At 74.2% G+C, this 24,933-nt stretch carries 25 protein-coding genes and 2 pseudogenes; 8 read left to right on the forward strand and 19 right to left on the reverse strand.

All coding sequences use genetic code 11. From position 1 onward, the window contains the following. Positions 1-27: 27 nt before the first annotated feature. A pseudogene (gene rpsB, locus ACQ95T_RS13095) lies at positions 28-1,070 on the reverse strand (30S ribosomal protein S2). Positions 1,071-1,329: 259 nt separating this feature from the next. Between rpsB and ACQ95T_RS13100 the strand changes: the two are divergent. Genes ACQ95T_RS13100 through ACQ95T_RS13110 form a run of 3 tightly spaced genes read left to right on the forward strand, consistent with a single transcriptional unit; the run spans position 1,330 to position 4,051 of the window. Next, a complete protein-coding gene (locus tag ACQ95T_RS13100; RefSeq protein ID WP_425941248.1) occupies positions 1,330-2,493 on the forward strand; it encodes a pyridoxal phosphate-dependent aminotransferase in 1,164 nt (387 codons plus the stop codon). An 11-nt stretch (positions 2,494-2,504) separates the two neighbouring features. Further along, on the forward strand, positions 2,505-3,134 hold the full coding sequence (locus ACQ95T_RS13105; protein ID WP_425941250.1) for an RDD family protein: 630 nt from the start codon (positions 2,505-2,507) through the stop codon (positions 3,132-3,134). After that, positions 3,131-4,051 carry a tyrosine recombinase XerC gene (locus ACQ95T_RS13110; protein WP_425941252.1) on the forward strand — a complete coding sequence of 307 codons (921 nt, stop codon included), beginning with the start codon at positions 3,131-3,133 and terminating at the stop codon, positions 4,049-4,051. Before ACQ95T_RS13105 ends, ACQ95T_RS13110 begins: the two co-directional genes overlap by 4 nt. Positions 4,052-4,057: 6 nt before the next feature. On the opposite strand, the gene ACQ95T_RS13115 is transcribed toward ACQ95T_RS13110, so the two are convergent. The 8 genes from ACQ95T_RS13115 to rplS form a co-directional block, all read right to left on the reverse strand. Continuing rightward, entirely contained in the window at positions 4,058-4,705 is a 648-nt protein-coding gene (locus ACQ95T_RS13115) for a peptidoglycan DD-metalloendopeptidase family protein (protein WP_426947776.1), read from the reverse strand. Beyond that, positions 4,702-5,859, reverse strand: a complete 1,158-nt coding sequence (gene dprA / locus ACQ95T_RS13120) for a DNA-processing protein DprA (RefSeq protein ID WP_425941255.1) — start codon at positions 5,857-5,859, stop codon at positions 4,702-4,704. The genes ACQ95T_RS13115 and dprA overlap by 4 nt, the downstream gene beginning before the upstream one ends. Continuing rightward, the gene (locus ACQ95T_RS13125; RefSeq protein ID WP_425941256.1) at positions 5,856-7,385 is read right to left on the reverse strand and encodes a YifB family Mg chelatase-like AAA ATPase; all 1,530 of its coding nucleotides are present in this window, start codon (positions 7,383-7,385) and stop codon (positions 5,856-5,858) included. The genes dprA and ACQ95T_RS13125 overlap by 4 nt, the downstream gene beginning before the upstream one ends. Further along, positions 7,385-7,765: a YraN family protein gene (locus tag ACQ95T_RS13130; RefSeq protein ID WP_425941258.1), complete on the reverse strand. Its 381-nt coding sequence runs from the start codon at positions 7,763-7,765 to the stop codon at positions 7,385-7,387. The genes ACQ95T_RS13125 and ACQ95T_RS13130 overlap by 1 nt, the downstream gene beginning before the upstream one ends. A 143-nt stretch (positions 7,766-7,908) precedes the next feature. Continuing rightward, on the reverse strand, positions 7,909-8,232 hold the full coding sequence (locus ACQ95T_RS13135; RefSeq protein ID WP_425941259.1) for a DUF2469 domain-containing protein: 324 nt from the start codon (positions 8,230-8,232) through the stop codon (positions 7,909-7,911). Beyond that, positions 8,229-8,951 carry a ribonuclease HII gene (locus ACQ95T_RS13140; RefSeq protein WP_425941261.1) on the reverse strand — a complete coding sequence of 241 codons (723 nt, stop codon included), beginning with the start codon at positions 8,949-8,951 and terminating at the stop codon, positions 8,229-8,231. The genes ACQ95T_RS13135 and ACQ95T_RS13140 overlap by 4 nt, the downstream gene beginning before the upstream one ends. Further along, positions 8,948-9,685: a signal peptidase I gene (lepB, locus tag ACQ95T_RS13145; RefSeq protein ID WP_425941263.1), complete on the reverse strand. Its 738-nt coding sequence runs from the start codon at positions 9,683-9,685 to the stop codon at positions 8,948-8,950. The genes ACQ95T_RS13140 and lepB overlap by 4 nt, the downstream gene beginning before the upstream one ends. 157 nt (positions 9,686-9,842) lie before the next feature. Further along, positions 9,843-10,262, reverse strand: coding sequence for a 50S ribosomal protein L19 (gene rplS / locus ACQ95T_RS13150; RefSeq protein WP_425941264.1), 420 nt, complete (start codon positions 10,260-10,262; stop codon positions 9,843-9,845). A 761-nt stretch (positions 10,263-11,023) separates the two neighbouring features. Between rplS and ACQ95T_RS13155 the strand changes: the two genes are divergently transcribed. Next, the gene (locus ACQ95T_RS13155; protein ID WP_431472996.1) at positions 11,024-11,380 is read left to right on the forward strand and encodes an HAD family hydrolase; all 357 of its coding nucleotides are present in this window, start codon (positions 11,024-11,026) and stop codon (positions 11,378-11,380) included. Positions 11,381-11,412: 32 nt separating this feature from the next. Here the strand turns inward: ACQ95T_RS13155 and trmD are convergent. The 5 genes and pseudogenes from trmD to ACQ95T_RS13180 form a co-directional block, all read right to left on the reverse strand. After that, positions 11,413-12,099: pseudogene (trmD, locus tag ACQ95T_RS13160) on the reverse strand (tRNA (guanosine(37)-N1)-methyltransferase TrmD); the annotation flags it as partial. Between the two features lie 2 nt (positions 12,100-12,101). Further along, on the reverse strand, positions 12,102-12,632 hold the full coding sequence (gene rimM / locus ACQ95T_RS13165) for a ribosome maturation factor RimM (RefSeq protein ID WP_425941267.1): 531 nt from the start codon (positions 12,630-12,632) through the stop codon (positions 12,102-12,104). 180 nt (positions 12,633-12,812) lie between these two features. Continuing rightward, positions 12,813-13,055, reverse strand: coding sequence for an RNA-binding protein (locus tag ACQ95T_RS13170; protein ID WP_425941269.1), 243 nt, complete (start codon positions 13,053-13,055; stop codon positions 12,813-12,815). A 2-nt stretch (positions 13,056-13,057) separates the two neighbouring features. Next, positions 13,058-13,627, reverse strand: a complete 570-nt coding sequence (gene rpsP, locus ACQ95T_RS13175; protein ID WP_425941271.1) for a 30S ribosomal protein S16 — start codon at positions 13,625-13,627, stop codon at positions 13,058-13,060. A 187-nt stretch (positions 13,628-13,814) separates the two neighbouring features. Then, positions 13,815-15,314, reverse strand: coding sequence for a helix-turn-helix domain-containing protein (locus ACQ95T_RS13180; protein ID WP_425941273.1), 1,500 nt, complete (start codon positions 15,312-15,314; stop codon positions 13,815-13,817). A 119-nt stretch (positions 15,315-15,433) separates the two neighbouring features. Here ACQ95T_RS13180 and aceA point away from each other — a divergent pair, with 119 nt between their 5' ends. The 3 genes from aceA to ACQ95T_RS13195 are packed head-to-tail and all read left to right on the forward strand — an operon-like array spanning position 15,434 to position 18,488. Then, positions 15,434-16,744 carry an isocitrate lyase gene (aceA, locus tag ACQ95T_RS13185; RefSeq protein WP_425941275.1) on the forward strand — a complete coding sequence of 437 codons (1,311 nt, stop codon included), beginning with the start codon at positions 15,434-15,436 and terminating at the stop codon, positions 16,742-16,744. Between the two features lie 23 nt (positions 16,745-16,767). Beyond that, the gene (locus ACQ95T_RS13190; protein ID WP_425941277.1) at positions 16,768-16,899 is read left to right on the forward strand and encodes a hypothetical protein; all 132 of its coding nucleotides are present in this window, start codon (positions 16,768-16,770) and stop codon (positions 16,897-16,899) included. Then, the gene (locus tag ACQ95T_RS13195) at positions 16,899-18,488 is read left to right on the forward strand and encodes an aldolase/citrate lyase family protein (protein WP_425941278.1); all 1,590 of its coding nucleotides are present in this window, start codon (positions 16,899-16,901) and stop codon (positions 18,486-18,488) included. The genes ACQ95T_RS13190 and ACQ95T_RS13195 overlap by 1 nt, the downstream gene beginning before the upstream one ends. A gap of 8 nt (positions 18,489-18,496) precedes the next feature. Here ACQ95T_RS13195 and ACQ95T_RS13200 read toward each other — a convergent pair whose 3' ends face one another. Continuing rightward, a complete protein-coding gene (locus ACQ95T_RS13200; RefSeq protein WP_425941280.1) occupies positions 18,497-19,600 on the reverse strand; it encodes an amidohydrolase family protein in 1,104 nt (367 codons plus the stop codon). Positions 19,601-19,676: 76 nt separating this feature from the next. On the opposite strand from ACQ95T_RS13200, the gene ACQ95T_RS13205 reads away from it, so the two are divergent. Further along, entirely contained in the window at positions 19,677-20,375 is a 699-nt protein-coding gene (locus ACQ95T_RS13205) for an N-acetyltransferase (protein WP_425941281.1), read from the forward strand. Here the strand turns inward: ACQ95T_RS13205 and ACQ95T_RS13210 are convergent. The 4 genes from ACQ95T_RS13210 to ffh all read right to left on the reverse strand — a co-directional run bounded on the left by ACQ95T_RS13210 (position 20,372) and on the right by ffh (position 24,901). Continuing rightward, positions 20,372-20,953: a mismatch-specific DNA-glycosylase gene (locus ACQ95T_RS13210; protein WP_425941282.1), complete on the reverse strand. Its 582-nt coding sequence runs from the start codon at positions 20,951-20,953 to the stop codon at positions 20,372-20,374. The genes ACQ95T_RS13205 and ACQ95T_RS13210 overlap by 4 nt on opposite strands. Then, complete coding sequence (locus ACQ95T_RS13215; RefSeq protein ID WP_425941284.1) at positions 20,950-22,101, reverse strand: M4 family metallopeptidase; 1,152 nt, start codon at positions 22,099-22,101, stop codon at positions 20,950-20,952. Before ACQ95T_RS13215 ends, ACQ95T_RS13210 begins: the two co-directional genes overlap by 4 nt. Before the next feature lie 50 nt (positions 22,102-22,151). Continuing rightward, positions 22,152-23,183 carry an LLM class flavin-dependent oxidoreductase gene (locus ACQ95T_RS13220; RefSeq protein ID WP_425941286.1) on the reverse strand — a complete coding sequence of 344 codons (1,032 nt, stop codon included), beginning with the start codon at positions 23,181-23,183 and terminating at the stop codon, positions 22,152-22,154. Between the two features lie 65 nt (positions 23,184-23,248). Continuing rightward, positions 23,249-24,901 carry a signal recognition particle protein gene (gene ffh / locus ACQ95T_RS13225; RefSeq protein WP_425941288.1) on the reverse strand — a complete coding sequence of 551 codons (1,653 nt, stop codon included), beginning with the start codon at positions 24,899-24,901 and terminating at the stop codon, positions 23,249-23,251. Positions 24,902-24,933: the final 32 nt, after the last annotated feature.

The following is a 24,933-nucleotide window of genomic DNA, read 5'->3' on the forward strand; positions in this document are numbered from 1 at the left end:
GCTCCTTCTGGATGCGGGTGGCGGTGGTCAGGACTGGACGGACTCGTCGTCGGCGGCCGGGGACTGCTCGGCCACGGCCTCCTGGGCCTCGACCTGGACGGCCTCCGCGTCGTCCGCGGAGGTGCCGATCGCCTCGACCGGGCTCTCGACCGCGGGCGCCTCCTCGTCGACGGCAGGAGCGTCCTCGGCGACCGTCCCGGCGTCCGCGGTGGCCGCGGTGACGTCGGTGGTGGCGGTCGGCGCGTCAGCGGCTGGCGCGTCAGCGGCTGGCGAGTCAGCGCCGGCCGCGGGACCCTGCTCGGTCTCGGCCCCGGCCAGCAGCTCGCGCTCCCACTCGGCCATCGGCTCGGCCGCAGCGGTCTCCTCCGAGGAGCCTCCGCCCGAGCGCGACATCAGGCCGTCGGCGACCGCGTCGGCGACGACCCGGGTCAGCAGCGTGACCGACCGGATGGCGTCGTCGTTGCCGGGGATCTTGTAGTCGACCTCGTCGGGTCGCAGTTGGTGTCGAGGATCGCGATGACCGGCAGGCCCAGCTTGCGGGCCTCGGTGACGGCCAGGTGCTCCTTCTTGGTGTCCACGACCCAGATGGCCGAGGGGACCTTCTGCATGTCGCGGATGCCACCCAGGGTGCGCGCCAGCTTCTCGTACTCGCGGCGCATCATGAGGAGCTCCTTCTTCGTGCGGCCGCTGCCGGCCACGTCGTCGAAGTCGATCTCCTCGAGCTCCTTGAGGCGGGTCAGCCTCTTGGAGACGGTCTGGAAGTTGGTGAGCATGCCGCCCAGCCACCGGTGGTTCACGTAGGGCATGCCGACCCGGGTCGCCTGCTCCGCCACCGACTCCTGCGCCTGCTTCTTCGTGCCGACGAACAGGATCGTCCCGCCGTGGGCCACGGTCTGCTTGACGAAGTCGTAGGCCTCGTTGAGGTAGGTCAGCGACTGCTGCAGGTCGATGATGTAGATGCCGTTGCGCTCGGTCATGATGAAGCGCTTCATCTTGGGGTTCCAGCGACGGGTCTGGTGCCCGAAGTGGACGCCGCTCTCGAGGAGCTGGCGCATGGTGACGACGGCCATGCCGTGGTCTCGCTCTCTGTCGAAGGTGCAGTTGGTGTCCTGGCCCGGGGACGTGCCCCACCCGTGCCGGATCTGCCGGAACGGGACCGCGGGGTGCGCCGCCGCTGTCGACCGTCACCGGTCCGTCGGCCGCGCCCGGGCGCGAATTCGTGTGGCGGCTCCGACCGCGATGCGGGCAGGGCACACCACACGTGGTGCCCATGGTACGCCAGGCGGGCCGCCCGGCCCAATCCCCGGGGCCCGCGGCTACGGTGGGCCGATGACCTCGCCACTGGTGTCCAGGATGCGCCCCTTCGGCACGACCATCTTCGCGGAGATGACGCAGCGCGCGCTGCAGCACGACGCCGTGAACCTGGGTCAGGGGTTCCCCGACACCGACGGTCCCTCCCGGATGCTGCAGATCGCGGCCGAGGGGCTGCACGGCGGCCTGAACCAGTACGCGCCGGCCCGCGGGCTGCCGGTGCTGCGGCAGGCCGTGGCCGAGCACCAGCAGCGCTTCTACGGCATACCCCTGGACCCGGACACCCAGGTCCTGGTGACGGTGGGCGCGACCGAGGGCATCGCCGCGGCGCTGCTGGCCCTCGTCGAGCCGGGTGACGAGGTGGTCGTCATCGAGCCGGCGTACGACTCCTACGACGCCTCCGTGGCCCTGGCCGGCGGCGTCCGGCGACCGGTCGCGCTGCGCTTCCCGGATCTCGCGCTGGACCTGGACACCGTGCGCGACGCGGTCACCGCGCGCACGCGCGTGCTGCTGGTCAACACCCCGCACAACCCGACCGGCAAGGTCTTCACCACCGAGGAGCTCCAGGGTCTGGCGGCGGTCGCCCGCGAGCACGACCTGTGGGTCGTCTCCGACGAGGTCTACGAGCACCTCGTCTTCGACGGCCGCCGGCACGTGCCGATCGCCACCCTGCCGGGGATGGCCGAGCGGACCCTGACCATCTCCTCGGTGGGCAAGACCTTCTCCCTGACGGGCTGGAAGACCGGATGGGTCACCGGACCGGCCGACGCGGTCGCCGCCGTGGCCGCCGTCAAGCAGTTCCTCACCTTCGTCGGCGTCACCCACCTCCAGCCCGCCGTCGCCCACGGCCTGGGCCTGCCGGAGGCGTTCTTCACCGGGTTCGCCGCCGAGCTGCAGGCCAAGCGCGACCTGCTGGTCGAGGCCCTCGCCCGGGTCGGGGTGCCGGTCGCCCCGAGCGAGGGCACCTACTTCGTCGTCGCCGACCTCTCCGGGCACGGGGTCGAGGACGCCGTCGACTTCTGCCGCCGGATGCCGGTGGAGATCGGGGTCGTGGGGGTGCCGGTGTCGGTCTTCTGCAGCGACCCGGCACCGGTCGCCTCGCTCGTCCGGTTCGCCTTCTGCAAGCGGGACGAGGTGCTGGAGGAGGCGGCGCGCCGCCTGCAGGTCCTCGGTCCGCGCTGAGAGCCTGGGGTATGACGTCCCGCCCGCCGACCCCCCACGGGGCCGGGGAGGGTCCTGGCCGGGCCGGGGTCCCCCGCCGCTGGCACCCCGCGCCAGGTCCGCGGGTCACCTCGTGGCTCGTCGACTGGGCGGTGGTCGGCGGGTGGCTGGGGGTGCTCACCCTCGTGGCGTTCCTGGCCCCCTCGCCCTGGGCGTCCGCGCAGCCGTCCACCCCCACGGCCGGCACCCTGCTGCTGACCGACCTGCTCGTGACCGTGGCCACGGTGGTCCCCTACGTCCTCTACCTGTCCCTCACCGAGACGTCACGGGCCCGCGCGACGCTGGGCAAGCGGGTCGCCCACCTGGCCGTCGCCGGCGCCGAGGGTGGTCGAGCGGCGGACGGGGCGGTGTGGGTCCGCAACCTCGTCAAGGCCTCCCCCTGGCAGCTGGCCCACCTGGGCGTGAGCAGAGCCGTCCTCGACGTGCAGCCGGGAGCCGCCGCGGTCCTCGTGGTGCTCTCCCTGGCCCTCGTGGCCGCGTGCGCCGTCCCCTCGCTCGTCGGGGGCCGTGGCGTGCACGACCGGATGGCGGGCACCAGGGTCGAACGGGTCGGCGGGGACGGGCCGGCTCCGGCCGCGGTCCCCCCGACGGAGGGCCGATGAGCAGCCAGGGGCCGGTCGAGGACGTGGTCGTGCAGGCCTTCGCCCAGCACCTGCGCGTGGAGAAGGGTCGCTCCGAGCACACGGTGCGGGCCTACCTCGGTGATCTGCGCGCCCTGGACGCCTTCCTGCACGGGCAGGGGGTGGAGGAGCTCACGGAGGTCCGCCTGGTCCACCTGCGGGCCTGGCTCGGGGCCCTGGGTGCGGGCGGCGCAGCCCGGTCCTCGGTCTCCCGCCGGGCGGCGACGGTGCGCACCTTCTTCGCCTGGGCCCGGCGCAGCGGCCGGACGGCTCAGGACCCCGCCGTGCGACTGGTCGCACCCGGACGGGACGCCTCGCTCCCCGGGGTGCTGCGGGCCGAGCAGGCCCAGCAGCTGATGGACCTGGCGGCGGTGGCCGCCGACGACGACGACCCGGTCCACCTGCGCGACCGCGCGGCCCTGGAGCTGCTCTACGCCTCCGGCATGCGCGTCGGCGAGCTGACCGGTCTGGACGTCGACGACGTTGACCTGTCCGGGGGGACGGCCCGTGTCCTGGGCAAGGGGGACAAGGAGCGGATCGTCCCGTTCGGGGCACCGGCCGCCGACGCCCTCGAGCAGTGGCTGCGGACCGGTCGGCCGCGGCTGGCGACGCCGCAGTCCGGAGCGGCCCTGTTCCTGGGGCGCCGGGGGCGGCGGGTGGGTCAGCGCCAGGTGCGCGAGGCGCTGCACGAGCTGCTGGCGCACCTCCCCGACGTGGCGGACATGGGCCCCCACGGACTGCGCCACAGCGCGGCGACCCACCTGCTGGAGGGCGGCGCCGACCTGCGGGCGGTGCAGGAGATCCTGGGCCACTCCAGCCTGGCGACGACCCAGGTGTACACCCACGTGTCCATCGACAGGCTGCGGGCCGCCTACCAGCAGGCGCACCCGCGGGCCTGACCCCCGTCAGCTCCACGGCGTCGACGAGGGCAGGAGCGTCAGCCGCACGTGCCCGAGCAGCAGGGCGGGGTCGAGGTAGTCGTCCCGGCCCCGCACCGCCCCCAGGTGGAGGCAGGTCAGCAGGAGGCAGTGACCACCGGGGTCCAACCGGCCGAGCTGCTGGCCCCGCGCCACCCTCGTGCCCTCGTCCGCCCGGTCGCCGACGGGCTGGTACGTGCTGCGCAGCCCGTCGCCGTGCGTGACGCTGACCATGCCCACGCCGGCGATCTCCCCGCTGAACGTCACCGTGCCGTGGTCGACGGCACGCACCGGCTCGCCCAGCAGGCCGAGCAGGTCCACCCCCCGGTGGCCGGGCAGCCAGCGGTGCGCAGGGGGATCGAACGGCCGGACGACGGCTCGGAACGAGCCGGTCGGCCACTCCCAGAGCGGTGTGCGGACGGTCGGGTGCGCGCCGGACGCCCGGTCCGGGGTGGGACCGGGGGCCGCCCCGGGCGGGACCACGGTGGCGGCCACCCCGGGCGGAACCACGGTGGCAGACGCTCTCGACGGGCCCCGGTCGGCGACCGCCCCGGGCAGGGCCGCCGGACCTGACCCGACGGCCAGGGCCAGGAGCGCCGCGCTCCATCGCCGCCCGGGGACGTGGGCAGATCTCACCGCCGTCCCCGCCCGCCGTGGTCCCCGCGACCGGCAGCGCCGGCGCGGCGCCAGCCGTCCAGCAGCTGCTCGGCCAGACCCCGCTCCTCCAGCTCACCGAGCGCCACGAGCACCTCCCCCAGGCCCAGGCCCGAACGGACCACGAGCTCGTCCACGCCGAGGCTGGTGCGGGGCCGCAACCACTGCCAGACCCGGCGGTTCTCCCCGGAGAGGCCGTCCTCCGGCAGGACCTGGCCGCGCCGGGAAGGCGCGAGGTCCTCGCCGATGCGGCCGACGAGCTCGGCCACGTCCGCGGCATCCGTGACGAGGGTCGCCCCCGCGCGGATCTCCTCGTGGCAGCCGGCCGACATGACGCTGGTCACCGGTCCGGGAACGGCCATGACGTGCCGGCCGAGGTCACGGGCCTCCCTGACCGTCGAGCGGGCGCCGGAGCGCAGACCGGCCTCGACGACGACCGTCCCCGCGGCCAGGGCCGCGATGATCCGGTTGCGGGCCAGGAAGCGCATCCGGGCCGGGGCGCCGCCGGGCGGGGTCTCGCTCACGAGCGCGCCTCGGGCCCCGATCTCGGCGATGAGGTCGGAGTTGGCACGCGGGTAGGGCACGTCCACCCCGCCGGCGAGCGCGGCGACGGTCCGGCCGTCCGCGGACAGCGCCGCCCGGTGGGCCGCTCCGTCGATGCCGTAGGCCGCTCCGGAGACCACCGTGAAGCCCCGCTCCGCCAGCTCGAAGGACAGACGGACGGCGACCTCCTCCCCGTAGGCCGTGCTGGCCCTGGCGCCGACCACGGCCACGCTGCGGGCCCCCACCTCGTCCACCCTCAGCGGACCCCGCACCCACAGGCACCACGGGGGTGCGCGCAACCCGTCCACCTCGACCGGCCACTCCTCGTCCCCGGGCACGACGAGCCGGACACCCAGCGTCCGGCAGAGACGCTCCTCGTCCACCCCCGTGGCACGCGGCAGCCGGGCGGCCAGGCGCTCCAGGCCCACCCCGCCGGGGGTACGGCCGTCCCGGAGGGCGTGGCCGACGAGGTCGACCACCCCCAGGTCGGCCACGAGGCCCTGGATCTTCTCGTCGTACGGCTCGGCCGACCGGGCCAGCAGCGCCCTGGCACGACGTTCGTCCAGTCGTGCCGGAAGCGACGGGGTCCTCATGCCGCCCTCGCCCCCTGGACGTCGCGCAGGTGCAGCGCGTGGTGGACCTGCGCGTAGCCGGGGCGCTCCAGACCGGCCAGGTCGGCCAGCGTCCAGGCGACGCGCAGGCAGCGGTCGAACCCACGGAGGGTGAGCGTGCCCAGGTCCAGGGCTCGGTCGAGCGGACGCCGGTCCCCGGCCGGGAGCCGCCACCGCCCGTCCCGCAGCAGCGCTCCGGGAGCCTGGGCGTTGAGCGAGAAGGGGTGCCCCGTCCAGCGCTCCCGCTGCCGTTCGCGTGCTCCGGACACCCGGGCGGCCACGTCCGTGGTCGGTTCACCGGGCCCGCGGGCCAGGTCGGCCCGGGTCACCGCCCCCAGGGCCACCTTGACGTCGACCCGGTCCAGCAGGGGGCCGGAGAGGCGGGAGAAGTACCCCGCGCGTCGGGCCGGCGCGCAGGTGCACCGCCCACCGGCCGCCCCGCACGGGCAGGGGTTGCAGGCCAGCACGAGCTGGAAGCGGGCGGGCATCCGCACGTGCCGGTCGGCCCGGGCGACGACGACCTCCCCCGACTCGAGCGGCTGCCGCAGGGCGTCGAGGACGTCGCGGCGGAACTCCGGGGCCTCGTCCAGGAAGAGGACCCCCCGGTGGGCCCGGGACACGGCGCCGGGCCGCACGGTGCCGGACCCGCCGCCCACCACCGCGGCCATGGAGGCGTGGTGGTGCGGAGCCACGAACGGGGGCCGGGTGAGCAGCCCCCCGCCGGCCGGCAGGACCCCCAGGACCGAGTGGATGGCCGAGACGTCGAGGGCGTCCTGCGGCGTCAGGGGCGGCAGGATGCCGGGCAGCCGCTCGGCCAGGAGGGTCTTGCCCGCCCCCGGTGGACCCACCATCAGCAGGTGGTGCCCACCCGCCGCAGCCACCTCGAGGGCCGCGCGGGCGTGCGCCTGACCGGCCACGTCCACCAGGTCGGGCGGGCGGTGCACCTCGACCGGTGCAGGCGCGGGGACGGGCAGCTCGGCCACCTCCCCCGCCGCCCGGGCCGCGTAGTGCCGCACCACGTCCTGCAGGGTGCCCACCGCGCGGACCCGGACCCCGGAGACCAGCCCGGCCTCGCGGGCGTTCTCGACGGGGACGAGCACCTCGGTGACCCCGCGCGCGGCCGCCGCGACCACCATCGGCAGCACGCCCGGCACCGGACGCACCGTGCCGTCCAGACCGATCTCCCCCAGGTGGGCCACCCGGTCGACCAGACCGGCGGGCACGTGCTCCTGGGCGGCGAGCAGGGCGGCGGCGATGGCCAGGTCCAGGCCGCTGCCGACCTTGGGCACGCCTGCGGGCGAGAGGTTGATGGTCCAGCGGCGCAGGGGGAGCTCGAGCCGCAGGCTGCGGAAGGCGGCCCGGATCCGGTCGGGCGCCTGCCGGCACGCGCTGTCCGGACGCCCGCTCATGACGAAGGTCGGCAGCCCGTCGGTGCCGTGGGCCTCCACGGTGACCACCTGTCCCTCGACACCGGCCAGGGTGGTCCCGCAGGTCCGGGCCAGGCTCATCAGGCCACCGCCCGCAGGTGCTCGAGACGCGCCGGCCCGCCCCCCGGGACCAGGATCCCGATGAGGTCGATCCGGAACGCGGCCGAGCGCTCGCCGTGCTCGGCGAGCCAGGCCCACGCCAGCCGGCGCAGCCGCCGCGCCTTGGCGTCGTCGACCGCCTCCAGGGGGCTGCCGAAGCGGGCCGACCGCCGGGTCTTGACCTCGCAGAAGACCAGGGAGCCGTCCTCGTCGCGGGCCACCAGGTCCAGCTCCCCGTGCCGGCACCGCCAGTTGCGGTCGACCACCTGCCAGCCGAGCGCCTCCAGGTGGTCCTTCGCCAGCTCCTCCCCGTCGTCCCCGACCCGCCGGGCCTCCCGCCACGGCATACCCCCACCGGACATGTCCCCTCCTCGGTCCGCCGTCCCCGTCCTTCGGGGCGGCGTCCTCATCTCAACGCGCCGGAGGGTCCTGCGGCCAGGGCGGGCGGTGCGGCTGTGGACCCGTCCGGGGGCGGGCCGACGGTGTGGAGGGACGGCGCAGGAGGCTAGCGGCCGAAGGGGGGCTCCTTGGGGATCTCCAGGTCCGTCTTGGCCAGCTCCTCGACGTTGACGTCCTTGAACGTGATGACCCGCGCCTGCTTGACGAAGCGGGCCGGACGGTAGACGTCCCACACCCAGGCGTCGGCCATGGTCACCTCGAACCAGGTCTCCCCGCCCCCGGTCCGCACCTGCACGTCCACCTCGTTGGCCAGGTAGAACCGTCGCTCGGTCTCCACGACGTGGGAGAACAGCCCCACGACGTCGCGATACTCGCGGTAGAGGGCCAGCTCCATGTCGGTCTCGTACTTCTCCAGGTCCTCCGCGCTCATCGCGCACTCCCTTCGTCCAGGTCCGCACCGGTCAGCCGCCAGCTGCGGCGGTGGTGCACGCACGGCCCCAGCGCGCGCAGCGCCTGCTGGTGGTCGGGCGCGGCGTAGCCCTTGTTGTGGTCCCACCCGTAGGCCGGGTGCTCCGCCGCCATCTGCACCATCATCGCGTCCCGGGAGACCTTGGCCAGCACCGAGGCCGCGGCCACCGAGGAACAGCGCAGGTCCGCCTTGACCAGGGTGCGCACGGGCGGCGGGGCGGGCCGCTCGTCCAGCAGGCCGAGCAGTCCCTGCCTGCCCGGGTCGGAGAGCCAGTCGTGGTTGCCGTCCAGCAGCACCAGGTCGACGTCGGCCGCCAGCTGGGCGAGCGCCCGCTCCCCGGCCAGCCGCAGCGCCGCCATGATGCCGACGGCGTCGATCTCGTCGGCGGAGGCGTGCCCCACGCCCCAGCCCACGCACCAGCGGCGGATCGCCGGGACCAGTCGCTCGCGGGCCGCGGGGGCCAGCAGCTTGGAGTCGCGCACGCCGGTCGGCGCGCTGCGGCAGCCGGGGTCGACCGCGACGACGCCGACGCTCACCGGTCCGGCCAACGCCCCCCGCCCCACCTCGTCCATGCCCGCGAGCACCGCATACCCCTCGCGGTGCAGGGCGCGCTCCACGCGCAGGCTGGGGCTGCGGGAGGCCCCGCCCGGGGGACGGGGGCGGGCGGTGGTCGAGGTCATCGCGCCTCCGGTGCGGGCACGTCGTCGTAGGTGTCGGGGACGGTGAACCAGGTGGCGTGGTCCAAGGGGTAGAGCAGCACGAAGGCCTGCCCGACCACGTTGTCCATCGGCACCGAGCCCTGACCCCCGCCGCCGTCGTGGGCCCGCGAGTCGCGCGAGTTGGACCGGTGGTCCCCCATCAACCAGACGTGCTCCTCGGGCACGGTGACCTCGAACGGGCTGGTGCTGGGCAGGTCGCCCGGGAAGAGGTAGTCCTCCTCCAGGGGCTGGCCGTTGACGGTGATGCGGTCCCGGTCGTCGCAGCAGACCACCTCGTCCCCGGCCGTGCCGACCACCCGCTTGATGAGGTGGTTGCCCTCGTCGGCGGGGGCGACCCCGACGAAGCGCAGGACGTCCATGACGCCCTCCACGAGCGGGCCCCGGTCGGTGCGGGGCAGCGGACCGAGCCAGCCGCCCGGGTCCTCGAAGACGACGATGTCGCCCCGGTCCACGCTCATCGGTCCAGCCTGGATCTTGCTCACCATCACGCGGTCCCCCACCGCCAGCGTGTCCTCCATGCTGCCGGAGGGGATGTAGAAGGCCTGGGCGAGGAAGGTCTTGACGACGAACGAGATGACCAGCGCCGTCACCGCGATGAGGACGACCTCGCGGACCGCGTGCCAGAACCCCCCGCCCCGGGGCCGGTCGGCACCCTCGGCGTGCGGGTGCGCGTCGTGGCTGGTGCGGTCGCTCACCTGCGTCGTCCTGTCTGCTCGCTGGGATCGTCCCCGGGTCCCGGTGGCACCGGGTCGATCGGCGCCGGGTCGACCCTAACGCCCCGCGCTGGGAGTGCACCGATCCCCCGCCGGTCAGGTGCCGACGGGGGATCGGGTATGCGGTGCGCGGACCGGGTCAGGCCTGCTCGTCGGCCTTCCGGGCCGGTGCCGCGGCGGCCGCGGTCCTGGCGGACCTGGCCTGCGCGGGGGTGGACTCGCGGCGCTCGCGGATCTTGGCGGCCTTGCCGCGCAGGTCGCGCAGGTAGTAGAGCTTGGCGCGACGGACGGCACCGCGGCTGACGACCTCCACCTTCTCCACGTTCGGGGAGTGCAGGGGGAAGGTGCGCTCCACCCCGACGCCGAAGGAGACCTTGCGGACGGTGTAGGTCTCGCCCACGCCGGAGCCGTGGCGGCGGATCACGACGCCCTTGAAGACCTGGATCCGGGAGCGGGTGCCCTCGATGACCCGGACGTGGACGTCGATGGTGTCGCCGGCGCGGAAGGCGGGGATGTCGTCCCGCAGGCTGGCGGCGTTGACGTCGTCGAGCTGGTGCATGATGATCTCTCCTGCTGCTCGTGGCCGCCACAGGTCGGTCACGGCGCTCTGGCCCGGCCGGGCGCGTGGCCCGGTCGGACGGTGTCGGTGGTCGTCCCTCGGTCCGGACCTCCCGCACAGCTCCCCCTGTGGCAGGGGCACGGGACTTCGGCGAACCGGACCGGGACGCAGGGGGCCAGTCTGCCAGAGCCCCGGCCGCGCGTCCAAGTCCGCCCGGAGGCCTACGATCGGCCCGTGCCCGTCCTGACGCTGCTCACCGACCCCGCCCGGGCCGATCTCCCGGCCGACGCGGCCGCGCGGCTCCCCACCGCCTGGGGTGCGGGCGAGCCGCGGTGGCTCTCGCCGGGGACGGCCGTCCAGGTCCCTCTGGCCGGGACCGTCCGCACGGAGGAGCAGGCCGAGCTGCGCGAGCTGTGGTCGCGGCGCGGCGTGGACGCCGTCGTGCAGCCGCGGGTGCTGCGTCGACGCGTCCTGGTCGCGGACATGGACTCCACGATGGTCCAGCAGGAGTGCATCGACGAGCTGGCCGCGCACGCCGGCGTGGGTGAGCAGGTGTCCGCGATCACCGCGGCCGCGATGAACGGCGAGCTGGACTTCGCCGCGGCCCTGCGGGCCCGGGTCGCGCTGCTGGCCGGCCTGCCCACCTCGGTCGTGGACACGGTCCTGGCCGAGCGGATCACGCTGACGCCCGGCGCGCGGGAGCTCGTGGCCACCATGCGGGCCCCCACGGGGCCCGGACCGCGCTCGTCTCCGGAGGGTTCGTGCCGTTCACCGCCGCGGTCGCCGCTCGGGTGGGGTTCGACGAGCACCGCGCCAACGTGCTGCTGGAGCAGGACGGTGCCTTCACCGGCACCGTGCAGGAGCCGGTCGTGGGCCGCGAGGCCAAGGTCGCGGCCCTGGAGGAGATCACGGCCGCTCTGGGGCTGACGCCCCGGGACGCCATGGCGGTCGGGGACGGGGCCAACGACCTGGACATGCTGCGGCGGGCCGGCACCGGGGTGGCGCTGCACGCCAAGCCGGTGGTGGCCGACCAGTGCGACGTCCGCGTGGACCACGGGGACCTCACCGCGCTGCTCTACCTGCAGGGCTACGCGGAGGAGGAGTTCGTCGGCCGCTGAGAGCCGTGGCCACCGGAACCGGCCCCGCCGCCCAGCATGTCCGGACGCCGTCGGGCCGTGCGCTCGAGCCGCTGCTCGTGGCGCCAGCGCGCGATCTCGCCGTGGTGGCCCGAGAGCAGCACCGGGGGCACCTCCCGTCCCCGCCACACGGGGGGCTTGGTGTAGACGGGGTACTCCAGCAGCCCGTCCTCGTGGGACTCCTCCACGAGCGAGGCCTCGTTGCCCACGACGCCGGGCACGAGACGGACCACCGCCTCGGTCATCGCGAGCACGGCCACCTCGCCCCCGTTGAGCACGTAGTCCCCCAGGCTGAGGACCGACAGCGGGTAGCGCGCCCCGAACTCCTCGTAGACCCGTTCGTCGATGCCCTCGTAGCGGCCGCACGCGAAGACCAGCCAGTCCTCCTCCACGGCCAGACGCCGGGCGGTGGCCTGCGTGAAGACCTCGCCTCCAGGACCAGGCACGACGATCCGTGGGGTCCGGCCCGGCAGGCCGGAGCAGACCTCGTCCAGCGCCTCCCCCCACGGCTCGGGGCGCATCACCATCCCGGCACCCCCGCCGTAGGGGGTGTCGTCGACCGTGCGGTGCCGGTCGTGCGTCCAGCGGCGCAGGTCGTGCACGTGCACCTCCAGCAGCCCCTCGCGCCGGGCGCGCCCGAGCAGTGAGAGATCCAGAGGAGCGAGGTAGTCCGGAAAGATCGTCAGGACGTCGATCCGCAGGCTCACCCCTCCTCCCCCAGCTCCAGCAGCCCGGGCGGCGGGTCGAGGACGACCCGCCCGGCCTCCTCGTCGACCTCGGGCACCAGCTCCTCCACGAAGGGCACCAGGACGCGGCCGCGGCCGGTGTCCACCTCGAGCAGGTCCTGGACCGGCCGCAGGTGCAGCGCGGTCACGGTCCCCACGGCGGTCCCGTCGGTGAGGACCGCGGCCAGGCCGACCAGGTCCTCCTCCCGCCAGGAGTCCTCGTTGCCGGCGTCGTCGTCGAGGTCGTCGACGAGCAGACGGGTGCCGCGGAGCGACTCGGCCGCCGTGCGGTCCGGATGACCCTCGAACCCCAGCAGGTAGGTCCCCTGGTGGATCCGCACGCTGCGCAGCCGCAGGGGCCCGGCACCGGGCGGGTCGGTGGTGAACTCCGCCCCGGGCACGAACCGACGCTCGGGCTCGTCGGTGTGCACCTGCACCGTGACCTCGCCCCGCAGACCGTGCGGCCTGCCGATGCGTGCGGCGACGAGCTCGGGCCGGGCCTCGGTCATGGCGTCCCTCCGGTGGTGGTGGGGTGCGGGGACGTGCGCAGCACGTCCTCCACGGGGTGGGAGCAGGGTATGCCGTGGGCGCCCGGTGCGGTGGGGCCGGTGGGGCGCTGCCGGTCACGACGCAGCACGGCCCGCCGGGCGCGGGTGCGCCGGGCGGGCCGTGCTGTCGAGCGGGGGCGGTCAGCGCGGACGGTCGGTGTCCACGATGTCGACGCGGACCTTCTGACCACCCGCGAGGGCTCCCACGACCGTCCGCAGGGCGCTGGCGGTGCGGCCACGTCGGCCGATGACCCGGCCGAGGTCCTCCGGGTGCACCCGGACCTCCAGGATGTCGCCCTGACGGGCGCTCCTGGTCCGGACGCTGACGTCGCCGTCGTGGTCCACGATGCCCTTGACCAGGTGCTCCAGCGCCTCCTCCAGCACGGTCAGGCCTGCTCGGTCTGCTCGGCCGCCGTCTCGTCGGTCGCCGGCGCTCCGGCGTCCGTGCCCTCAGAGCCGCCGCTGGACGCGGCGGAGGAGTCGGTGTCGGCGGCGGGGGCGGTCTCGGACGCGGGCTCCTCGGCCTTGGGCTCCTCAGCCTTGGGCTCCTCAGCCTTGGGCTCCTCGGCCTTCTTGCTGCGGCGCTTGGTGGCCGGCGAGTCGGAGTCGTCCTTGTCGGCGGCGGCGAGCGCGGCCTCGTACAGGGACTTCTTGTCGGGCCGGGGCTCCTTGACCTTCAGCGTGCCCTCGGCACCCGGCTCGCCCTTGAACTTCTGCCAGTCACCGGTCACCTTGAGCAGGGCGGCCACCTGCTCGGTGGGCTGGGCGCCGACGCCGAGCCAGTACTGCACCCGCTCGGAGTCGATGTCGATGAGCGAGGGCTCCTCGGTGGGGTGGTACTTCCCGATCTCCTCGATCGCCCGGCCGTCGCGCTTGGTGCGCGAGTCCATGACGACGACGCGGTAGTACGGTGCACGGATCTTGCCCATGCGCTTCAGGCGAATCTTGACAGCCACGTGTGCGGTGTCTCCTCATTCTTGGTCTGTGCGAGGGCCCTGCGTTCCACGTGGGGAACACGCGCGGCGCGGGGCCTGCTGATGGACACGTCCGGGCACGGAGAGAGGGGCCGACCGCGGACGGGTACCGCGCCATTGTGCCAGACCCTGCGTGCGCCCCCCAACACCGCCGCCGCTCCACCGCCGTTCACGGGCCGGCGTGCTCGGCCACGAAGCGCAGGACCTCGGTGTCGTCCACCCCGGGGAAGACGCCCGGCGGCATCACGGCGAGCAGGTGCGAGTGCGCCCGGGCGCTGGGCCAGACCCGGCCCTGCCAGCGCCGGGCCAGCTCGGGAGGGGGCTGGGTGCAGCAGCGCGGGTCCGGGCAGCCCGACACCCGCCGGTGCCCGGTGTCCCGTCCCCGCATCCAGCGCACCTGGTCGTAGGGCACCCCCACGCCGACCGAGAACCGACCGGCGGGGGTCTGCTCGGCCACCGCGGTGCACCAGAACGTGCCACGGCCGGTGTCGGTGTACTGGTGGTAGACCTCCCCCGTGGGCTGCTCGAAGACCACCCGCGCCGTCCAGGAACGGCATACCCGGGCCCCCTCGATGGCGCCCGAGGCGTCCATGGGGAAACGGATGCCGTCGTTCTCGTACGCCTTGTAGACCACCCCGTCGGCGCTGGTCCGCAGGAAGTGGACGGGCAGGTCCAGGTGCCGGGTGGCCAGGTTGCAGAACCGGTGCGCCGCCGTCTCGAAGGAGACACCGTAGGCGTCCCGCAGGTCCTCCAGCGCGATGTCCCGGTCCTGCTTGGCCCGCTGCAGGAAGGGGACCGCGCTGGAGCGCGGCAGCAGCACCGCGGCGGCGAAGTAGTTGATCTCCACCCGCTGGGCGAGGAACTCGGCGTAGTCCCGCGGGGGTTCGTGGCCGAGCACGGTGTGGCCCAGCGCCTGCAGGGCGGTCGCCCGCAGGTCGTGGCCGCCGCGCACGGGCACGTAGACGCGGCGGTGCTCCAGGTCGGTCACCGTGCGGGTGGAGGACGGCAGGTCGGTCACCGGCTCGATGTCGAACCCGACGTGGCGGGCGATCCGGTTGACCGCCTCCCGGGTCACCGGCCCGTGCGTGTGGTCGACCACCGCCACGAGCTCGGCCGCGCGCTCCTCGATGAGGGGGAAGTAGTTGTCCGCCTCGCGCATCAGCCTCCGCAGCTCGGAGTTGGCCGCCCGGGCGTACTCCGGCGTGGCGGTGCGGTGGTGCTGCAGCCCCACGACGGTCTCGTACATCCCCACGAGGGCCTCGAGGGCGTCGTCCGGCAGGCTGGGCCCCACCCGGACCTCCGGGATGCCCAGGCTCTCGAACCCCGGGGAGCGCTGGGCGCGTTCCCACCGGACCTCCAGCGCCGCGCGACGGCTGGGGGGTGCGCCCGCCAGGAGCTGGTCGGTCTGCACCCCCAGCGCCCGCGCGAGCGTCGTCAGCGTGGAGACCCGGGCCTCGCGCCTTCCGTTCTCGATGAGCGAGAGCGCCGAGGCCGACAGGCCGGTGCGCTCGGCGAGGGCGGCCAGGGTCAGCCCCGCCTCACGCCGGTGGTGGCGCACCCGCCGCCCCAGCGCCACGGGGTCGCCGGACCCGTCGGCCGTCGGTGGGGAGGTCCCGTCCAGGCGCACCGAGGGGGTGAACGGCAGGACGCGCTCGTGCACGGTGGTCATCTGTGCACGATAGCGAAAGAAGTGCGAAACTTCACACCTCCTGGGGGGTGCATCGGGGGTCCGGGTGGGGCAGTGTTGTCAACACGGACCGATCACCACCACAGGACAGGGGTTCATCAATGACGACCACGACCCGCACGCACGACGCCAGCCTCTCCCCGGCCGAGATGGCCGTCGAGCTGGAGCAGCAGTGGGCCTCCGACCCCCGGTGGGCCGACGTGGAGCGGCGCTACGCCGCCGAGGACGTCGTCCGCCTGCGCGGCTCCGTCGTCGAGGAGCACACCCTGGCCCGCCGGGGCGCCGAGCGGCTCTGGGAGGCGCTGGAGACCAAGCCCTTCACCCGGGCCCTGGGTGCCCTGACCGGCAACCAGGCGGTGCAGATGGTCAAGGGCGGGCTCGAGGCCATCTACCTGTCGGGCTGGCAGGTGGCCGCCGACGCGAACCTCGCCGGGGAGACCTACCCGGACCAGAGCCTCTACCCGGCCAACTCCGTGCCGGCCGTGGTCCGGCGGATCAACAACGCCCTCAAGCGCGCCGACCAGATCTCCTGGATGGAGGGCGAGACCGACACCGACTACTTCGTGCCGATCGTGGCTGACGCGGAGGCCGGCTTCGGGGGTCCCCTCAACGTCTTCGAGCTGATGAAGTCGATGATCGCCGCCGGCGCGGCCGGCGTGCACTGGGAGGACCAGCTGGCCTCGGAGAAGAAGTGCGGCCACCTGGGCGGCAAGGTGCTGGTGCCGACCTCCCAGCACGTGCGCACGCTGAACTCGGCCCGCCTGGCCGCCGACGTCCTGGGCGTGCCCAGCGTCGTCATCGCCCGCACCGACGCCCTGGCCGCCGACCTGCTGACCAGCGACGTGGACGAGATCGACCAGCAGTTCACCACCGGCGAGCGCACCTCCGAGGGGTTCTACCGGGTGCGCAACGGCATCGAGCCGGTGCTGGCGCGCGCCAAGGCCTACGCCCCCTACGCCGACCTGATCTGGGTCGAGACCGGCACCCCCGACCTGGGCCTTGCCCGCGAGTTCGCCGAGGAGCTGCACAAGGACTTCCCGCACCAGAAGCTGGCCTACAACTGCTCGCCGTCGTTCAACTGGAAGGCCGCGCTCTCCGACCGCGAGATCGCCGAGTTCCAGGACAAGCTGGGCGAGCTGGGCTACGCCTTCCAGTTCATCACGCTGGCCGGGTTCCACTCCCTCAACCACGGGATGTTCCACCTGGCGCACGGCTACGCCCGCTCCGGGATGAGCGCCTACGTGGAGCTGCAGGAGGCCGAGTTCGCCGACGCCGAGCGCGGCTACACCGCCGTCCGCCACCAGTCCGAGGTGGGCACCGGGTACTTTGACGCTGTGAGCACCGCGGTCAACCCCGAGTCCTCGACCACGGCCCTGTCCGGCTCCACCGAGGCCGAGCAGTTCCAGCACTGAGCGACCCGGGGCAGGTGCACCCGGTGACCGGTCGCGACGAGCTCGCGGCCGGTCACCGGGTGCCGCTCGTCGCGGAGCCGCGCCGGCCGTCCGCCCACGCGGGACGGACCACGACCACCGCCGCCCACCGACCCCCGGAGGCAAGGACAGCCTGATGGACAGCTACCTGACCGACCTGCTGGACGACCGTGCCCTGGCGGTGCTGACCGACGTGGAGCGCGCCACCCGCCCCGAACGGGTGCGCCTGGTCCGTGCGCGCAAGGAGCTCAACCGCCGCGTGCAGGCCGGGGAGGACCTGGGCCTGCAGGCGGCGACCCGCGCCGTCCGGGAGGACTCCTCCTGGCGGGTGTCCCCCCCGCCTGCGGACCTGACCTACCGCCTGGTCGAGCTGGCCACGCCCGCCACCGCCGAGGCGGCCAAGGCCGCCCTGGGCGCGGGCACCGACGTCTGGGTGGCCGACCTGGAGGACATGCTGGTCCCCACCCCTGACCGGCTGACGTCGGCCCACCAGGTCATCTCCGAGGTCGCGGCCTCCCGCACGGGGAACGCCGAGCCGATGGTGCCCACCCTCATGGTCCGACCGCGGGGCCTGCACCTGCCCGAGGCCCACCTGGTCGTCGACGGCGAACCGGCCAGCGCGCCGGTCGTCGACGTGGTGACCTTCCTGGCCCGGTGCGGGCAGGGCCTGCTGGACAGCGGGACCGGCCCCTACCTCTACCTGCCCAAGCTGGAGACCGGGGAGGAGGCCGCCTGGTGGGACGAGCTGCTCACCCGCGCCGAGGAGGCCCTCGGGCTGCCGCCCGGGTGCACCCGGGTCAGCGTGCTCGTCGAGACGGTGCAGGCGATCTACCAGCTCGAGGAGATCCTGCACGCGCTGCGCCGACGCGTCACCGGTCTGGCCGCCGGCCGCTGGGACTACGTCTTCTCCCACCTGCGCACCTACGGGCACCGCTCCGACCACACCCTCCCCGACCGGGACGCGTTCACGATGAACACCCGCTTCCTGCGGACCTACACCGAGGTGATCGTGCGCACCTGCCACCGCCGGGGCGTGCAGGCGATCGGTGGACCGATCGCGCTCGCCGCCAGCGGACCCTTCGACGACTCGGTGGCGATGACCCACGCCCGGGTGCACCGGGACAAGGCCCGGGAGGCCAAGCAGGGTTTCGACGGCGCCTGGACGCTGCACCCGGCCCTGGTGCCGGTGGCACGGGCTCCCTTCGAGGAGCGGGACCGCCGCTCGGGCGAGGACGCGACCGGTCGTTGGCGGGCCGAGGGTGCCGACGAGCCCCAGGTCGTCGTCGACCCGGAGGCCCTGAGGGACGTGAGCGCGCTTCCCGGGACCGCCACCCTCACCGGGATGCGGACGGCCCTGCGCTCCTCCCTGACCTACCTGACCGGGTGGCTGGCGGGCGAGGGCACCGCGACGATCTCCGGGCACATCGAGGACTTCGGCACGGTCGAGCTGGCCCGGATGCAGCTGTGGCAGTGGCTGGCGCACGGGACCCGGTTCGCCGAGGGGCCCACGATGTCGACCCGCCTCCTCGACCGCGTGCTGGAGGACGAGGTCGCGCTGATCCGTCGGCGCGGCGCACGCGAGGACCTGCTGCAGCACGCCGTCCGGCTGCTGCGGGACGCCGTCGTGGCCGAGGACCCGCCGGCCTTCCTCTCGGTGCGCGCCTACGAGGTGCTGCTCACCGTCTCCCAGACCGGCGGCCTGGAGGGCGGCGGGACGGCGGCCTGAGCCCGGTCCTACCCGCGGGCGCCGGAGTGCGGCTGCACCCGACCCCGCAGCACCACCCGGTGCGGCCGGGCCAGGGCCCGCACGTCCTGCCGGGGGTCCTCCTGGTAGACGACCAGGTCGGCCGACTCCCCCTCGGTCAGCCCCGGCCGCCCGAGCCAGCGCCTGGCCTCCCAGGTCGCGGCGCCGAGCGCCTCCAGGGGACCGAAGCCGGCCCGGGTCAGGGCCTCCACCTCCTGGGCCACGAGCCCGTGGGGCAGCTGTCCGCCGGCGTCGGTGCCGACGTACACCGGCACGCCCGCCTCGCGCGCCTTCGCGACCGTCTCGTAGCGCCGCTCGTACAGGTCCATCATGTGGTCGGCGTAGGTGGGGAACTTGCCCCGCCCCGCCTCGGCGAAGGCGGGGAAGTTGTCGATGTTGACCAGGGTCGGGACGATCGCGATCTGCTGGTCGGCGAAGGTCCCGATCGTCTCGTCGGTCAGTCCGGTCGCGTGCTCGATGCAGTCGGTCCCGGCCTCGGCGAAGTCGACCAGGGACTGCTCCCCGAAGCAGTGGGCCGTCACCCGGGCCCCCTCCTCATGGGCGGCCGCGATCGCGTCGGCGAGCACGTCGACGGGCCAGCAGGTGCCCAGGTCGCCGGTCTCCCGGTCGATCCAGTCACCGACGAGCTTGACCCACCCGTCGCCGTTCCTGGCCTCCTGGCGCACGTACGCGACGAGGTCCTCCGGTTCGATCTCCCACGCGAAGTTCTTCAGGTACCGCCTCGTCCGGGCGATGTGCCGACCGGCCCGGATCAGCCGCGGGAGGTCCTCGCGCTCCTGCACCCAGCGGGTGTCGGCGGGGCTGCCCGCGTCGCGCAGCAGCAGCGCCCCGGCGTCCCGGTCGGCGAGAGCGTGCTCCTCGGCCCTGGCGTCGTCCACCGCACCGTGGGCCTCCAGGCCCACGTGGCAGTGGGCGTCCACGAGCCCGGGGAGGGCATACCCGTGCACCGTCTCCACCTCGCCCCCGCCGGGAGCGCTCAGGCTCACCCTCCCGTCGACGACCCAGATCTCGTCCAGCACCTCCTCGGGCCCGACCAGGACCTGACCCTTGACGTGCAGCACCGGTGAGCTCATCTGCGCCTCGCCTCCTCGCGGGGTATGCCGTGGCGTCAGGCTACCGGGGCCTCGCCCCCGGGTAGACTGGGCCCTCGTGCCCGACCCCCGTGACCAGTCCCCTCCCCTCTCCTCCCGCGTTCCGCTGCGGGTGCCGCGGGTCGACCTGGGCCAGGTGATCCGGGACGCGGCGGAGGGGCGCTTCCCGGCGGCCGACGGGGAGTTCTCCCGGTCGGCACCCTGGGTCCCGGGGGTGGAGGCGGCGGTCGCGCTCACCGGGCACGCGGTCATGGTGGTCGACGAGGAGATCACCGACGGCGACCTCGCGGCGCTGGGGGTGCACGGGTTCGGGGGCGCGCACGACCCCCGGGTGACGGTGGCCCTGGCGGGCGAGGGGCCGGTCAACGTCCTCGACGTCCTCCTGGTGGGCCGGGGAACCGGGCGGGGCGGTCCGCTCGTGCACCGGCCCGACCTCGCCGAGACCGACCGGGCCGCCCACGCCGGCGAGTGGCGCGACCAGGTCGACGTGTACGGGCTGCCCGACCGGGCGAGCAGCGCGCTGGCCACCCTTTCCCTGGGCATCGGTGGGCTGCCCGAGGTCGGCATCCAGGCGGAGGGGGGCGCGGCCGACGTCCTGCTGGAGGGCATCCTGGGTCGCCTGCCCGCCGGCGAGGTGCTGGTCGCCTCGGTGACGCCGGGCAACGCCCGCTCCCTGCGCTTCTTCCTGCGGCACGGCTTCGTGCCGCTGGGCAGCGAGCAGCTGTGGAAGCCGTCGCGCCGACGGCCGGTGCTCTAGGCGGGAAGCACCCCCGCGGCCCGGGCGGCCCGGGCGTAGCAGGCTGCGAGGGTGTCCACCGTCTCGTGGGCGTTGAGCCCGGAGGGGTTGGGCACCACCCACAGCTGCGCCCCCTCGAGGTCCTCCGGCTGCCGGCCCGCAACCGCGTGACGCTCGCCGAAGGCGGTCCGGTAGGCGGTGATGCCCGCGACCGCCACGACGACGGGCGGGGCCTGCCACACGAGCGCGCGGAGCCGGGCGCCGCCCTCCCGCAGCTCCTCCGCGGTCAGCTCGTCGGCCCGGGCGGTGGCTCGACGCACGAGGTTGGTGATCCCCAGCCCCCGGTCCAGCAGGGCGGCGCGTTGCTCGTCGTCCAGCCCGGCGGCGGGATCGACCGGCTCGGGCAGGATGCCGGCCCGGTGCAGGGCCGGGTAGAACCGGTTGCCGGGATGGGCGAAGTGCGTCTGCGTGGCCGCGGTCCACAGCCCGGGGTTGATGCCCACGAACAGCAGCCGGACCCGGCCGCCGGGAGGCAGCAGGTCGGGAACCTCCGCGTCGCGGAACCCGGCCAGCTCCTCCCGGGTGAAGCGTCGGCTCATCCGGCCGGCACCCCGACACCCGTCCAGGCCGACCGCAGCGCCCCCGCCACCTCCTGCCCCTCCGCACCGTCGCCGTAGCGCCGCCGGGCCGCCTCCAGCGTCGCCGCCGCGAACCCGACGAAGTCGACGTCGCGCGGCACCAGCCCGCGCGTGGTCATGGTGTCGTACCAGACCTGCCCGGCCCGCTCCCAGACGTGTCCGCCCAGAGCGGTGGCGAACAGGTGGAACGCCTTGTTGGGGATCCCCGAGTTGACGTGCACGCCGCCGTTGTCGTTGTCGGCGTCGTGCGGCAGCACGACGTAGTCGTCCATGTGCCCCGGCTGGGGGTCCCGTCCCAGCACCGGGTCGTCGTACGCGCTGCCCGGGGCGGCCATCGAGCGCAGCGCCCTCCCCTGGACCCGGTCGGTGAACAGCTCGGCCCCGATGAGCCAGTCCGCCTCCTCCACCGTCTGCCCGCGCACCCGCTGCCGCACCAGTGAGCCCCAGACGTCGGAGGCGGACTCGTTCAGCGCACCCGGCTGGCCGACGTAGGTCAGGCCGGCGGTGTACTGCGTCAGACCGTGGGCCAGCTCGTGGGCGACCACGTCGATGCTGCGGGTGAACCCGGCGAAGTAGACCCCGTCGCCGTCACCAAAGACCATCTGCCGTCCGTCCCAGAAGGCGTTGTCGTAGTCGCGGGCGTAGTGGACGGTGGCCACGAGCGGAAGGCCGCGGCCGTCGAGGGAGTCGCGGTCGTAGACCTCGGCGAGCAGCCGCCAGGTCGCGCCGAGCCCGTCGTAGGCCTCGTCCACGGAGGCGTCCCCGGACGGCTGCTGGCCCTCGGCCCGCACCAGCTCACCGGGGAGGGATGTCCCGTGGCCCGCGTCGTGCACCGCCCGGCGCGGCGTCGCGGTGGCCGGCACACCCGCGGCGAGGTCCCCGGCGACCTGCGGGGTCCGTGCCGCACGCTCCTGCATCGGCCAGGCGATGATGCCCTGGCCGGACGGAGGATGACCCTGCGGCCACCGCGTGGCGCTCACCTCGCGACGGTGACGCACCTGGGCACCGTCGCTCAGGGCGAACTCGACGGCGGGGCGCAGGCCCGGGTCGGCCTGCACCAGCCGCCGGAGCAGGTACGGCGGGACGATCGAGCAGTGCGGGAACGACATACGTGCACCCTGGCACGGCCCACCGACATGCGCCGGTGGGAGGGACCCGCTCAGCCCTCGGCGAGGAGCTCGCGCACCCGGGGTGCGACCTGGGTGCCGTAGAGCTCGACGGAGCGCATCAGCTGGGCGTGGGGCATCGGCCCGCTGGCGTACTTGAGGTCGAAGCGGGACAGACCCAGGGTGCGGACCGTCGCGGCGACCTTGCGGGCGACCGTCTCGGGGGACCCGACGTAGAGGGCGCCGTCGGTGATCTCGGCGAGGTACTGCTCGCGGGTCATCGGTCCCCAGCCGCGCTCGGCCCCGATCCGGTCGCGGTTGGCCTTGAAGTGGGGGTAGAGCTGCTCGCGCGCCAGGTCGTCGGAGTCGGCGACGTGCCCCGGGGAGTGCACGGCCACCGGCAGCTCCGGAGCCCCGGCCTCGCCCAGGGCCCGGCGGTAGAGGTCGGCGAACGGTGCGAAACGCCGGGCCGGCCCGCCGATGACGGCCAGCATGAGGGGCAGGCGGTAGGACGCCGCCCGCACCACGCTCTGCGGGGAGCCGCCGACGGCGATCCACGTCGCCAGCCGCCCCGACTCCGTCCTGGGCCAGACCTCCTGCTCCACCAGGGGCGGACGCGTGGTCCCCCGCCAGGTCACCGGACGCTCGTGCAGGAGGTGGGTGAACAGGTCCAGCTTCTCGGCGAAGAGCGTCTCGTAGTCGCGCAGGTCGAACCCGAAGAGGGGGAAGGACTCGGTGAAGGAGCCGCGACCGAGCACGACCTCGGCCCTCCCGCCGGAGAGCGCGTCGACCGTGGAGAACCGCTCGAAGACACGGATCGGGTCGTCCGAGCTGAGCACGGTCACCGCCGAGCCGAGGCGGATGCGGGACGTGCGGGTCGCCAGGCCGGCGAGCACCACGTCGGGCGCGCTCACCGCGAAGTCCGGGCGGTGGTGCTCACCGACGCCGAAGGCGTCGACGCCGACCTCGTCCGCCAGCACACCCTGCTCGACGAGGTCCCGCAGCACCTGCGCGGCGCTCTGCGGGGTGCCGTCCTCCCGGACGGTCACGTCGCCGAAGGTGTCCAGCCCCAGCTCGACGGTCATGCCCGGCCCTCCTCAGATCGTTGTTGATGCATCAACAACGAGGGTCACGGGCGTGTTCCCCGCGCCTACTTCTGGCCGCCCTGCCCGCCCTCGAGGAACTTCTCGAACCCCGGGGGCAGCTTGAGCCCGGACAGGTCGCCGCCCTGGCCGGGGGGGGTCTCGTCGTCAAGACCCAGGGCCCCGGCACCGAAGGCGTTCTCGAAGGACGACTCGCGGGCCGCCTCCGCCCTCTGCGCGGCCTCGCGCTCCTGCTGGGCCCGCTTGGCCGGGTTGCCGGACTTCCCCTTCTTCTTCGTGGTCTGCTTGCCCCTCTTGCCACCTCCGGGACCGCCCCCCATGCCCGGCATGCCGGGCATTCCCGGGATGCCGCCACCCTTCTTCAGCTGGCGCATCATCTTCTGCGCCTCGCCGAAACGCTCGAGGAGCTGGTTCACCTCCGAGACGGAGGTGCCCGACCCCCGGGCGATCCGTGTCCGGCGCGACCCGTTGATCTGCTTGGGGTGGTTGCGCTCGAAGGGCGTCATCGACCGCACCATCGCCTCGACCCGGTCGAACTCGCGCTCGTCCAGGGAGTCCAGCTGGGCCCGCATGCCCTGCATGCCGGGCATCATGCCGAGCATCTGCTTCAGCGAGCCCATCCGCTTGATCGCGGCCATCTGGTCCAGGAAGTCGTCGAACGTGAAGTCCTCGTCGGAGAGGAACTTGCGCGTCATCTCCTTGGCCTGCACCTGGTCGAAGGCCTTCTCGGCCTGCTCGATGAGGGTGAGCACGTCGCCCATGTCGAGGATGCGCGAGGCCATCCGGTCGGGGTGGAACAGCTCGATGTCCTTGACGCCCTCGCCGGTCGAGGCGAACAGGATCGGCTGGCCGGTGACGGTGGCCACCGACAGGGCCGCACCACCGCGGGCGTCGCCGTCGAGCTTGGTCAGGACCGAGCCGGTGATGCCCACGCCGTCCGAGAAGGCCTTGGCCGTCTCCACGGCGGCCTGCCCGATCATCGCGTCGATGACGAAGAGCACCTCGTCGGCGTTCGTCTCGATCCTGATGTCGCTGGCCTGGCGCATGAGGTCGACGTCGATGGCCAGCCGTCCCGCGGTGTCGATGATGACGACGTCGTGACCCTTGCGCCGGGCCTCCTCCACCCCGTCCACGGCCACGTCGACCGGGTCGCCGAAGGAGCGGGTCCCCTCGCCGGACTCCAGGGCGGCGTCGTGGCCGAAGACGTTGCCCCGCTCGGGGGCGAAGACCGGGACGTTCGCGCGCTGGCCGACGACCTCGAGCTGCGTCACCGCGTTGGGCCGCTGCAGGTCGGCCGCCACCAGCATCGGCGTGTGCCCCTGCTCGGCGAGCCACCGGCCCAGCTTGCCCGCGAAGGTCGTCTTGCCCGAGCCCTGCAGGCCGGCGAGCATGATCACCGTCGGCGGGTTCTTGGCCAGCCGCAGGCGACGGGTCTCCCCGCCCAGGATGGCGGCCAGCTCCTCGTTGACGATCTTGACGACCTGCTGCGCCGGGTTGAGCGCCTGGTGCACCTCGACCCCCAGGGCGCGCTCGCGGATCCGGCCCGTGAACTGCTTGACCACCGGCAGCGCGACGTCGGCGTCCAGCAGCGCGATCCGGATGTCCCGGACCGTCGCGTTGAGGTCGGACTCGGTGACGGTGCCCTTGCGCTTGAGGTTCTTGAAGGTCAGCGTCAGTCGGTCGGAGAGGGAGTTGAACACCCCGCAAGGATACGTGCGGCGGGACGCCGCCC

It is taken from the genome of Ornithinimicrobium carbonis (assembly GCF_050703245.1).
GTDB lineage: Bacteria > Actinomycetota > Actinomycetes > Actinomycetales > Dermatophilaceae > Ornithinicoccus.